This is a genomic window from Merdibacter massiliensis (genome assembly GCF_900155395.1).
GTDB lineage: Bacteria > Bacillota_I > Bacilli_A > Erysipelotrichales > Erysipelotrichaceae > Merdibacter > Merdibacter massiliensis.
Genome location: NZ_LT699727.1, coordinates 159,646 through 172,312, shown reverse-complemented (window position 1 = coordinate 172,312; position 12,667 = coordinate 159,646). Strand labels below are relative to the sequence as shown.

Annotated in this window: 10 protein-coding genes; 6 read left to right on the top strand and 4 right to left on the bottom strand. The window is 39.9% G+C overall.

The annotated features are described in order from the left end of the window. Positions 1 to 8 precede the first annotated feature (8 nt). The gene (locus BQ9859_RS08830) at positions 9 to 374 is read left to right on the top strand and encodes a helix-turn-helix domain-containing protein (protein WP_161941290.1); all 366 of its coding nucleotides are present in this window, start codon (positions 9 to 11) and stop codon (positions 372 to 374) included. Between the two features lie 157 nt (positions 375 to 531). Here the strand turns inward: BQ9859_RS08830 and BQ9859_RS08825 are convergent, their stop codons facing one another. The 3 genes from BQ9859_RS08825 to BQ9859_RS08815 form a co-directional block, all read right to left on the bottom strand. Then, entirely contained in the window at positions 532 to 1,065 is a 534-nt protein-coding gene (locus BQ9859_RS08825; RefSeq protein ID WP_075877824.1) for a biotin transporter BioY, read from the bottom strand. A 108-nt stretch (positions 1,066 to 1,173) separates the two neighbouring features. Beyond that, positions 1,174 to 1,770 carry an ECF transporter S component gene (locus BQ9859_RS08820; protein WP_075877823.1) on the bottom strand — a complete coding sequence of 199 codons (597 nt, stop codon included), beginning with the start codon at positions 1,768 to 1,770 and terminating at the stop codon, positions 1,174 to 1,176. Positions 1,771 to 1,794: 24 nt separating this feature from the next. Beyond that, positions 1,795 to 2,757: a P1 family peptidase gene (locus BQ9859_RS08815; protein ID WP_075877822.1), complete on the bottom strand. Its 963-nt coding sequence runs from the start codon at positions 2,755 to 2,757 to the stop codon at positions 1,795 to 1,797. A gap of 269 nt (positions 2,758 to 3,026) precedes the next feature. On the opposite strand from BQ9859_RS08815, the gene BQ9859_RS08810 reads away from it, so the two are divergent. Both BQ9859_RS08810 and pflB read left to right on the top strand, forming a co-directional pair. After that, on the top strand, positions 3,027 to 3,734 hold the full coding sequence (locus BQ9859_RS08810) for a serine/threonine protein kinase (protein WP_075877821.1): 708 nt from the start codon (positions 3,027 to 3,029) through the stop codon (positions 3,732 to 3,734). A gap of 112 nt (positions 3,735 to 3,846) precedes the next feature. Beyond that, entirely contained in the window at positions 3,847 to 6,102 is a 2,256-nt protein-coding gene (gene pflB, locus BQ9859_RS08805; RefSeq protein WP_075877820.1) for a formate C-acetyltransferase, read from the top strand. 220 nt (positions 6,103 to 6,322) lie between these two features. On the opposite strand, the gene BQ9859_RS08800 is transcribed toward pflB, so the two are convergent. Next, the gene (locus BQ9859_RS08800) at positions 6,323 to 7,492 is read right to left on the bottom strand and encodes an IS110 family RNA-guided transposase (RefSeq protein ID WP_075876442.1); all 1,170 of its coding nucleotides are present in this window, start codon (positions 7,490 to 7,492) and stop codon (positions 6,323 to 6,325) included. A gap of 255 nt (positions 7,493 to 7,747) precedes the next feature. On the opposite strand from BQ9859_RS08800, the gene pflA reads away from it, so the two are divergent. The 3 genes from pflA to BQ9859_RS08785 all read left to right on the top strand — a co-directional run bounded on the left by pflA (position 7,748) and on the right by BQ9859_RS08785 (position 12,626). After that, the gene (gene pflA, locus BQ9859_RS08795) at positions 7,748 to 8,503 is read left to right on the top strand and encodes a pyruvate formate-lyase-activating protein (RefSeq protein ID WP_075877819.1); all 756 of its coding nucleotides are present in this window, start codon (positions 7,748 to 7,750) and stop codon (positions 8,501 to 8,503) included. Positions 8,504 to 8,870: 367 nt separating this feature from the next. Next, positions 8,871 to 11,486: a translation factor GTPase family protein gene (locus BQ9859_RS08790; RefSeq protein ID WP_143404409.1), complete on the top strand. Its 2,616-nt coding sequence runs from the start codon at positions 8,871 to 8,873 to the stop codon at positions 11,484 to 11,486. A 189-nt stretch (positions 11,487 to 11,675) separates the two neighbouring features. Next, positions 11,676 to 12,626, top strand: a complete 951-nt coding sequence (locus BQ9859_RS08785) for a magnesium transporter CorA family protein (protein ID WP_075877817.1) — start codon at positions 11,676 to 11,678, stop codon at positions 12,624 to 12,626. The last annotated feature ends 41 nt before the right edge of the window (positions 12,627 to 12,667 follow it).

The window sequence follows — 12,667 nt, the reverse complement described above, 5'->3', positions numbered from 1 at the left end:
AGGATATATTGAGAAAATTGTCTAGAGAGCAGAAAATAGAGCTCTATGAAAAGCGGCAAGATGGAACAACGATCAATGCACTGGCAAAAGAATATGGATTGCGCAAAGAAGGAGTAAAATACCTGATTCGATTAATTGATGTGCATGGTTACGACATCTTAAGAAATGGCAGGAGCCGCCATTATCCTGTAGAGTTAAAAGAGCAGGCCATACGCGAGGTCTTAAACGAGAACAAAAGCATCGGGAGCACTGCTATCAAATACGGTTTATCCAGCAAGACCGCTTTAACAAAATGGATAAAGGACTATATAAGAAATGGCAATACTGTGATCGAACATAAACGGGGACGTCCGAAAAAGATGGAAACCAGATGATGAAAAAAGCGATTCTATAAAAATGTTGCCGAGTATCTAAGTGTGGATACCGTACAAATAAAGAGGAATCGCTTTTTTATATTTGAAGCAGGGAAAACACAGCAAATCAATCGGCATAGATAGAACTGCTTCGATCCAGAAATATCCAATATAATATTTATTTTGTGATGAAAAAGATGCGAAGACGTTTGATCAAATAGATGGCAATCAGGATCTTTAAGAGATCAGGCAAGAGATACGGCAATACGCATAGAGCTATGATCGACAGGATCCCAAGAGGCTCTGTGGTTTGCATATTGAGAAAGGCAAACCACAGAGTGCCGCATAAGTAACAGATCATCAGCGCAAAAAGGCATGAAAAAAAGAAACGGACCGTGTGATCTTTCCACCATTTTTCCAAGCTCCACAATAACAAGGAACTAAGCAAGAATCCAAATATATAACCGCCGGTCATCGAAAACAGTGTCGAAAACCCCTGGCGAAAGCCTGAAAATACAGGGATTCCAATACAGCCTAACAATAAATATAGAATGATGCTGAAAGTAGCAATTCTTCCTCCCAGTGCACCGCAGATAAAGAAAATTGCCAATGTTTGCAATGTAAAGGGGATAGTCAGGGGTATCGAGATCCATGAGCATAATGTGATGCATGCTGCTGAAAATGCGCAGCAGGTCAATTCTTTTGTTTGCATAAAGTACTCCTTTTTTTGTGTTGAAGTGATTATAGCAAAAGAAAGTTTGAAAATCAAACAAAACAAAAAAAAAGAAACAGGAGCATGTAAGCCCCTGTTAACGATCCATTATAATGTCTTGTGTTTTAAGACGGCATGTATAGCAATAGCGACGATCATACCAACGATTGCTTCTGCAATTGAGTTGATTCCTACCGTCGTTAATAATAAAGTAACGATCGTATTTCCTAATACGGTTTCATAGGGTTCTTTAAAGAAGATCCAGATGCCTCCCAGAACACCGATCGTATTGATCAAAGCACCGGATAGGCCGCTTACTATCGGTGCAGCTTTTTCATTTTTGGCAGATAGTTTCTCATAGAACCAGCCGCTGCCATAACCCAAAGCAATACGAGGGACAAATGCGATGAGCAGTGATGTCCAGCTGCCCTGTACCCCTCCCATAGAGAAGAATGGTGTAAAGCAGAAGCTGGTGATCGTCGGTGAAAAGGTTGCATTGTAAAAGGAACAAAATCCCATGACAAAGCCCAGTGCTGCCCCATATCGTTTTCCTAATGCCATGGCACATATGATGACTGGGATATGCAGCATGGTAATGCTTAGAAAACCAACACGTAAAAACCCAAGGGGTGTGAAAGAAAGTACTACCTCGATTGCTAACAGCATAGAAAATAAGACCATTTTTTTTGTTTTTGTGTTTTTCATATAAATTCCTTTCTACTGTCGTTCCTAACGGATACGGCGTATGGATGTGGCCGATGGCAGCCCATAAGCGCTTTGGGCGGACAAAACGGCACGATTGATAGCTTTTCCCATCGCATAAACAGCAAGTGTACCGACGACATCTGGCATGGCATCTACTTCATCCAAAGCCAACGTGAAGATCGTATCACCATCGCTCATCGTGTGTACAGGAAAGATGGCATCGGCATAGCCGTTGTGTGCAATACTGGCAATCTTGTTGCATTGTGCTTTATCCAATTTGGCATTTGTCAGGATACAGCCAATGGTCGTATTGCCTTGCGGCAACTGATCTGCTGCCTGCATGTGTTCCATCACGGAGAGAGAATCCAATAGCTGTTCATCTTTATAGACTCCAGCAATGTATTGTCTGGTTGCAACATCCCTTACATTGCCGCATGCATTGACTGCTACAATTGCACACACTTGCAGATCGTTACACTGCACCCCAAACATGCCTTGACCAGATTTCATCGCATAGTCACTGCCTAACAGTTTTCCGACGCTTGCACCTGTACCGGCTCCATAATTTCCATTCAGGAAAAGGTTTTGTTCACTGGCTTGACATGCCGCATACCCCATGGCAGCATCTGGACGGATCTTTCCATTACCGACGCAAAGATCAAACAGAGATGCTCCGCAAACAATAGGGACATGTTGGCCGGCAATGGCAAATCCGCATTCTTTTTCTTCTAAATAGCGCATGACACCGCCAGCAGCATCCAAGCCAAATGCACTGCCGCCTGAAAGAATGACACCATGTATTTGCTGCACCATGTTCTTCGGATTCAATAAGTCTGTTTCGCGTGTAGCTGGACCGCCTCCGCGGACATCTACTCCGGCAGTTGCACCTCTTTTACAAAGAATGACTGTACAACCGGTTGCATTTACCTCATCTTGTGCTTGTCCTACCTGCACATGGCGCATCTGAGAGATGGTAATTTCTTTCATATCTTTCCCTCCATTCGAATGGTAAATAAAAAAGCTGCATGAGCAGCACAGAAAAAGCATTCCAAAAAGGAATCATTGCATCTTGAGCAAAGTACTGTTTCTCCTGAATACAGCCTTTATCGTTTTTTCTTTTTCTGTGCAGTTTCCTATATATGGGAATACCACCGTAGAAAATGATAACACAGATCCATTCAAAACGAAAGCAGGTTCGTGATAATTTAGCGCAAAACGGATATTTGGGCGTATACATTAAAAAAAGGGGATTTTTGATGTATAGAAAAAAGCACCATCAATTGATTCGCATCTTGGGAAAAAATCCATTTGCAACGACAAAATTGTTTTGGGATACGCAGCAAAAGGAATTTTTTGTTGTAAAACGCGCATACAAGCAGGATCCGCTCTCTGTTTATTTGCTTCGAAAGGAATGTGCATTACTCTCTATGCTGTCACATTCGATGATTCCGGCTTGTAAGGGATTCGATCAGCGAAAAACTTCCTTTCGAATGGAATATATACATGGAGAGACCTTAGACAAAAAATGGCGAAAGGAAGGTCCTTTTCCATTTTCGCTGATAAGAAGCTGGGGAATCTCCTTGTGCGAAGTATTGCATTATTTGCACTCTCAGGAACAGCCGCTTGTTTATCGAGATCTAAAACCGCAAAATATCATGGTAACAAAACAGGATACTTTGGTTTTGATTGATTTTGGAGCTGTTCGAAGATATCAGCCAGATAAAAAGGAGGATACATTTTTATTAGGCAGTAAAGGATACGCAGCACCTGAATTATATGGAGGTATGGGACAAAGTGATTTAAGATGCGATATTTATTCTTTAGGAGTACTTATGTATCGGTTATGGGATAAAGAAAGAGATGGCAGATTATGGGATATTTTGGATCGATGTACACAATATCGTCCGCAAAATAGATATCAGAGCTGTCTGGAATTAAAAAAGGATCTCATTGAAAAGAAGTGATTCCTCAACAATAGTTAGCTTATACTAACTTCGTTTTGCGAAGTTCTGGTTGAATTAGTTGATTCTGTCGAAATTTTTCCTTATAATATCAATCAGGAGGTGCTTCAAGCAAATGAATATTGAACGTAAAGAATGGGAAGGATTCAGTGGACGAATCTGGAAAGAAGAGGTCAATGTCCGCGATTTTATTCAACATAACTACAAACCTTACGATGGGGATGAAAGCTTTTTAGCTGGACCTACAGAGGCAACAAATACGCTTTGGAGTGAATTGCAGAAATTGCAGAAAGAAGAACGTGCCAAAGGCGGCGTTCTGGATATGGAAACGGAAGTTGTTTCTTCTTTAACATCTTATGGTCCAGGCTATATCAAAGAAGAATTAAAAGACTTGGAAAAAGTTGTTGGTCTTCAGACAGATAAGCCATTGAAACGTGCATTTATGCCATATGGCGGTATCAAGATGGCGGAAGAAGCTTGTACGACGTATGGTTATACACCGAGTGAAAAACTACACGAGATCTTTACAAAATATCATAAAACACATAACCAGGCAGTATTTGATGCATATACACCTGAAATGCGTTTGGCAAGACGCAACAAGATCGTCACCGGATTACCAGATACATATGGACGCGGGCGTATCGTTGGTGATTATCGCCGTGTAGCTCTTTATGGTATCGATTTCTTGATTCAGGAAAAAGAAAAAGATAAAGCAAATTGCGGCTGCGGAACGATGAGCGATGATATCATTCGTCAGCGTGAAGAGCTGGCAGAGCAGATCAAAGCATTGCATGGAATGAAGGAAATGGCAGCCATCTACGGTTATGACATTTCGCAGCCGGCAAAAAATGCCCATGAAGCATTCCAGTGGTTATATTTTGCTTATCTAGCAGCAATCAAAACACAAAACGGCGCAGCAATGTCCGTTGGACGTGTGTCTACTTTCCTGGATATCTATATTGAAAGAGATATGGAGAAAGGAATCTTGACTGAGGCAGAAGCACAGGAATTGGTCGATCATATGACAATGAAATTCCGTATGGTGAAGTTTGCCCGTATTCCTTCTTATAATCAATTGTTCTCTGGAGATCCTGTATGGGCAACTTTGGATGTTGCAGGTTTAGGAATGGATGGACGTCATCAAGTTACAAAAACATGTTTCCGTTTCTTGCATACATTAGAAAATATGGGGCCTTCACCTGAGCCGAACCTGACAGTTCTTTATTCATCCCGTTTGCCGGAAACATTTAAAAAATATGCAGCGAAGATTTCTATTGCGACAAGTTCTGTGCAGTATGAAAATGATGATGTGATGCGTCCGGTATGGGGCGACGACTATTCTGTATGCTGCTGTGTGTCTGCTACACAGACAGGAAAAGAAATGCAATTCTTTGGAGCACGTGCAAACTTGGCAAAATGTTTATTATATGCGATCAATGGCGGCGTGGATGAAAGAACCAAGACACAGGTTGGTCCAGAATACAAAGCAATTACAAGTGAATACTTGGATTATGATGAAGTCATGCATCGTTATGATGTCATGATGGAATGGCTGGCGGATCTTTATGTCAATATCTTGAATTTGATCCAGTACATGCACGATAAGTATTATTATGAAGCAACGCAGATGGCACTGATCGATACAGATGTTCGACGTACGTTTGCGACAGGTATCGCAGGCTTCTCTCACGTAGTTGATTCTTTAAGCGCAATCAAATATGCGAAAGTAAAAACAATTCGTGACGAAGATGGTTTGGTAGTGGATTATGAAGTGGAAGGAGATTTCCCACGCTATGGTAATGATGATGATCGTGCGGATGATATTGCCGTATGGCTGTTGAAGACCTTCATGGGAAAAATTGAAAAACGTCATACATATCGTAATTCAGAACCGACGACTTCTATTTTGACGATTACATCCAATGTGGTATATGGAAAGGCAACAGGTGCTATGCCTGATGGCCGTAAAGCAGGAGAACCGTTGTCTCCAGGAGCAAATCCTTCTTACGGAGCAGAACAAAACGGATTGCTGGCATCTTTGAACTCGGTAGCAAAACTTCCTTATGAGTATGCATTGGATGGAATTTCTAATACGCAGACGATCAACCCGGGTGCTTTGGGTCATGATGAAGCAGAGCGTGTAGAAAATCTGGTAAGAGCAATGGATGGCTACTTTGATCAAGGAGCACACCATTTGAATGTCAATGTATTTGGCGTTGAAAAATTAAAAGATGCGATGGAACATCCAGAAAAAGAAGAGTATGCAAACTTTACGATTCGTGTTTCCGGTTATGCTGTCAAATTTATTGATTTAACACGCGAACAACAATTAGATGTTATCGCACGTACGTGCCACGATCATCTATAAAAAAATAATCATAAAAGGTCTGTTTTGTGGAACAGACCTTTTTATCCAAAGGAGACCAGCTATGAATCTGTCAAGTAAAAAAAGATAAGAATTGTCAAAATTCAATAAAGTATATTTAGGGTATACGAAAGCTCAGTTATATAAGTAGTCTTAAATAACGAATAGCTATAAATGATATATTTATATAAAAAAGTTTGTTTTATGAAAATATTGTTTGAAATTATTGGTATTCAAAGTTTGAATCAGGATGATTAAGTATCCAGAAAATGTAACGACAAAGTTTTGTTGCACAGTGTCCTAAGGCGTTGTAGTGAGACTTTCCTTGAGACTTCTTTAGCGCAAAATAGTTTTTCATAGGTCCAGGTCTTCTGGTCATATTGAAAGCTGTCCATATCAAAGCATATCTTAATAGTTTGTTTCCTCTTTTGGACATTCTAGTCGTATTTGCCTTCCATGTACCGGATTGTCTAACCTTTGGATCTAAACCTGCATAAGCTACTATCTTTTCTGGAGAGCTAAAACGAGTTATACTAATAATGGCAGACATGATATAACCGATTTCTATATCGTTAATCCCAATTAACTGATGTAAAGGAGAATCAAGCACAGTAGGATGTTCTTTGATTTCTTTTTCGATTCTATCAATCTGCCTTTCTTTTAGTTCTAAAGTTTCAATACATTGAATGATATTCAAACCAATGCTTAAAGAGTGAATTCCGATTGAAGTCTTAGCTGCTTCTTTAACAGCTTCAACTTTTGATAGAGAATATTTACCTTTAGAAGCCTTTTTAGCTAGATTCTTTAGTTTATCTATTCTAGCTTCAGATATAGAATTAGCGGTTGGATACTCCTTTAAAATAGCTCGAATAGCAGCTGTGTTGATATCAACAATGGATTCAAGTTCAGGAAATGTTCTATCGAGATATGATTTTAGCTTGATTTTCATTTTTGAAGACTCGATTATTAAGAAATGTCTTTGATTAACCAGCTCTTTCAATTCGCTGCTTAAGAATTCTTGTTCAATCAAAGATTTATATTCAAACGATAAGAACTTTGCGATGGCTCTGGAATCGATATCGTCATTCTTGGCATCACGCAAAGAAATAGATCTAAACTTACTGGTCATATAAGGGTTGATTAAAAAACACTTATATTTCTTGGAAGTTAGAAAATTGAATAAGACCTGATGATAGTGACCGGTTGATTCAAAACCAATCAGTATTTCGCAACGTTTGTTCAATTTAGAAAGAGAAGATAATAATGTTTTAAAACCTTTATCGTTATTATCAAAATGAAGTGAATCAAGAATCATTTCACCAGTAGAAGGATCATAGATACTTGCGACGTGTTCAAATTTAGCAACGTCGATACCACAAAACAGTTTAGACATAAAAAGACCACCTTTCTAGAACCTTGTCATTCTATAGTGGTCTTACTAGTGTAAACTTGCGTGACATGAAGATATCAAAACCTATCCAGCTATAAACAGATGTAATAAGATCCTATAGATTCACTCTCCTTTGAGTAGATAAACCACATAAATATATAAGAGTACTAAGGTTCTATCTACATTATATAAAAGGTTGGAAAGGAAAAGTGATATGAATGCTACGACAAGGTACATTTGTATCATACAAGGATTTATATGGAAAACAAGAAAGGCGCCTTGCATTCAATTGAAACTTTTGGATCGGTGGATGGACCGGGCATACGCTATGTGATCTTTTTGCAAGGATGTCAGATGCGTTGTCAGTTCTGTCATAATGCGGATACTTGGCAGAGAAAAGAAGGAACGGAGAGTGCACAGACAGTATTAAAGAAGGCTTTACGCTATAAAAGTTACTGGCGCGATAAAGGAGGCATCACCGTGAGCGGCGGCGAACCTCTGCTGCAGATCGATTTTTTGTTAGAATTGTTTACATTGGCAAAAAAAGAAGGCGTGCATACGGTGATCGACACCTGTGGTCAACCATTTACCAAAGACGAACCATTTTTTTCTAAATTTCAACAGCTGATGCAAGTAACAGATCTTGTTTTGCTGGATATTAAAGTAATGGACAATGAAAAACATATCCAATTAACAGGAAAATCCAATGCTAATATTTTGGAATGTGCACGTTTTCTATCGGATATCAATAAACCAGTCTGGATCCGTCATGTATTAGTACCGCAAAGAAATGATCAAGATGAAGATCTGTATCAATTAGACACCTTTGTGCGTTCCTTGCACAATGTAAAACGATTTGAGGTACTTCCATATCATACGTTAGGGGTCTATAAATGGAAAGAGCTGGGCATTCCTTATCCGTTAGAAGGAATCGATCCTCCTTCTCAGGAATTGATCGATCATGCCAATGCCATATTGCATACAGCAGATTATCAAGAATTTCGGAATTCATGACATTTATTAGCAATAACTAACTTTTTTTCATAAAAATACTGGCTTTTTGCAATAAAGTATGTTATCCTATAATCAGTTAGACAAGGGTAACTGATGTATTGGAGATTACAGCCATTATTCGTATGATGAAATCCTCTCAATAACCTCAACCAAATGATTACATATACGAAACTTCCTCCCATACAGCACTTGGATAACACTTTACAGCTTGCAAACTTTACAACCAGATAAAAAGGCCGTTTTCGGTCTTTTTATTTTGAATGAAGAAAAGAGCTCTGCATCTTTATCGACGGAAAAGCGAGTCTGTGCTATCATAATGCATGTATAAAAAGATAGAAAGGGTAGATTCACCATGCCGGAGTCAAAAATGAAAATAGGAAGCAATAAACAAATAACATTAGGTCTGCTTGCTCATGTTGATGCTGGAAAAACGACATTGAGCGAAGACTTATTGTATCTTGCCGGTGCTATTCGAAAACGCGGAAGAGTGGATCATGGAGATGCCGCTTTAGATTTTTACCAACAGGAAACGGATCGTGGAATTACGATCTTTTCTAAACAAGCCTATATCACGTATCATGAAAATGGCTATACTTTGTTGGATACACCGGGACATGTGGATTTTTCTTCAGAAATGGAACGCACGCTCGCAATATTGGATTATGCACTGGTCGTTGTCAGTGCATTGGATGGTGTACAGTCGCATACCCAAACGATATGGCGTTTATTAGAACGATACAAGGTACCTACTTTTTTATTCATCAATAAGATGGATCTGACGCATATGACTCAAGAAGAGCTTTTACTGCAGGTTCAAAAAGAACTGGATCCGCATTGTATCTGTTTTCATCTTGATCCTGCACGCAGGGATGAAGAAATTGCTTTGTGCGATGAAGAAGCTTTGGAACAATATGTATCTTGCGGACATGTATCAGAAGACAGGATCATGCAGATGATTCAAGAACGGAAAGTGTTTCCTGTCCTTTTCGGATCTGCTTTAAAAATGCAAGGTATTGATTTATTGATGGATACGATCGACCAGTATACCAAAATGCCTGCGTATCCGGATGATTTTGGTGCACGTGTCTTTAAGGTGAATCAAGATGAACAGGGAAATCGGTTAACATTTGTAAAGATCACTGGGGGAATGCTCAAAGTCAAAGAAAAAATAGGGAAGGATGAGAAGGCAGACCAGATCCGCCGCTATTGTGGAAAACATTTTGAATTGCTCAATGTTGCTTCTGCTGGAATGGTTTGTGCAATCAAAGGGGTGCAGACATTATATCCAGGAGAGGGACTGGGGTTTGAAAAGAAAAAAATTGAGCCTGCACTGGCTCCTTTTATGACCTATCAGCTGCATCCTGTTGCAGGAGGTGATATCACTCAGCTATATACAGCCTGTAAACAGTTGGCGCAAGAGGATCCTCAATTACATCTGCAGTTTGATTCCAGCACGCAACAGCTGCATGTTCAACTGATGGGGGAAATTCAAGGAGAAATATTGCAACAAGAGTTAGTCAGACGCTTTGCTCTGGAAGTTGATTTAGATGAAGGCGGTGTTCTATATAAAGAGACTTTGGCGGAAGCAATTGAAGGTGTCGGACATTTTGAACCATTGCGTCATTATGCGGAAGTACATCTCATGTTGGAACCTTTGCCAGCGGGCAGCGGCATTCAGATTGCCAATCAATGTGCACAAGAGGACTTGGCTCCCTCTTGGCAGCGTTTGATCTTATCCCATATTCAGGAAGAAGAGCCTGTCGGCGTGCTTGGCGGTTTTCCTGTAACTGACATCCGAATCACGTTATTAAATGGGAAAGCACATTTAAAACATACGGAAGGCGGTGATTTTCGCGAAGCCGTTTATCGTGCGATCCGCCATGGATTGCGTCGTGGAAAAAGCATCTTATTGGAACCATATGGAAATTTTCGAATAGAAGTACCGCAAGAAAATATCGGACGAGTGATCTATGATATCGAAAAGATCAACGGGACATTTCAATTAAAGGATGCGCAAGAGGGAATGAGTCAAGTCATAGGCAATGCGCCTCTGTGCGGCATTCAACAATGTGCAAAGGAACTGCCTTCTTATACGAAAGGCAAGGGAAGAATCTACTATACATTTGAAAATTATCATCCCTGCCAGCATGCAGAAACCGTTTTAGAAGAAAAGGCATATGATTGTGACCGTGACTTGCAACATCCATGCGGGTCTATTTTCTGTACGCATGGAGCAGGTTTTTATGTACCTTGGGACGAAGTAGAAAAATATATGCATCTTCCTTACCAGCTCAATGAGAAAAAGGAAGAACAGACAGTTGTTTCGCTTCCACGTGTTTTGAAAGAAAAACAAGATTCGGACAAAGAAGATGCACAATTGCAAGCTATTTTTGAGAAAACATATGGGTCAAAGTCAAAGAAGAAAAAGATACAAGACCGTGAAACCTATGAAAGACATGAACAGCAAAGAAAAATGGAAACGGTATCGTTCCTGCCCGAATGTGTATTGGTCGATGGTTATAATATCATCCATGATTGGGAAGAACTGCGGGAGACCGCTCATCAAGATCTGGATGCGGCACGTCATGCGTTGATCAATCTAATGTGCAATTACCAAGGATATCGCAAATGTACATTGATTCTTGTTTTTGATGCGTATAAGGTCAAAGATCAAAACGGCAGCGTACAAAAAATAGATAATATTTATGTGGTTTATACAAAGACAGCACAAACGGCAGACAGTTATATTGAACAAGCAACACACCATTTAGCAAAAGAATATCGCGTTACGGTAGCAACATCGGATGGCTTGGAACAATTGATAGCCGGCGGTCATGGTGCCATCCGTATTTCTGCCCGCGGCTTTCATGAAGAAGTGATGCGGGAACACGGCAAAGGGACACAGCGAGCGCTGGATTACCAAGGAAATGGATTGTCTCAGCCGTTGGCGGATTTGCGAAAATGGCAGGATAAAGAAAAATGATGTTTTTTACTCAAATTTTATTTTCTCATAGACATTGCTTCCTATATTTGTGTTATAATAGCCAAGGAATGAAAGAAGGTGTTGTATATGGCTCCTGAGCCCGAAGCGAATTACCGTAAGAATAAAAGTAAAAATGAGTATCAGGAGGTATATGCAAAATAATCCTCCTGTCAATAAGGAGGAAGAATAATGCTTGAGTTTTACAAGACATTGGACAACGAAACCAAACACATTGTGCAGCCAGAACCAGGCTGCTGGATCAATGCCGTATCTCCAAGTGATGAAGAAGTTGATTTTTTGGTTCACAAAGTGGGTGTTTTGCCAGAGTTTGTAAAGTCTTCGTTAGATGAAGAAGAAAGTTCCCATATCGATTATGACGATGATGAAAATCAGACATTGATCATCGTTGATTATCCTAGTGCGGAAGAGCGAGAGGATAAATATGATGAAAATACCTTGCAATATACGACATTGCCATTAGGTATCGTTATCATGAAGGGGTATGTCATCACGATCAGCCTACATGAAAATTTGAATATTGAGGACATGGCCAGCGGGGTTGTGCGCGGTGTACGCACGGATATGAAAACAAGGTTTTTATTGCTGTTGTTTTTGCGCATCTCACAACGTTATTTGATTTATCTGCGCCAGATCGACCGCCTGTCATCTCGTACGGAACAGAAATTGCATCAGTCGATGAAGAATGAAGAATTGATCCAGATGCTTGGTTTGGAAAAATCGTTAGTTTATTTTTCGACGTCATTAAAAAGCGATGAGATCGTTCTGAACAAGATCATGCGCGGAAAGTTGATCAAATTGTATGAAGAGGATCAAGATCTGTTGGACGATGTATTGATCGAGATTCATCAGGCGATAGAGATGTGTAATATTTACTCCAATATCTTATCCGGTACGATGGATGCTTTTGCCTCCGTTATTTCGAATAACCTGAATATCGTCATGAAGGTGTTAACGGTCATCACGATCGTTATGGCTATTCCGAATATCGTATTTGGTTTTTATGGAATGAATGTAAACGGGCTGCCGTTGGCGCAAACATGGCTTGCTCCAATGATCGTGGCTTTGATTGCAATGGGAATTGCAACTTGGATCTTTATCAAGAAAGATATGTTTCATTAGTGGACGAAGGTCCACTTTTTCTTTATAAAAAAACTCCTTGG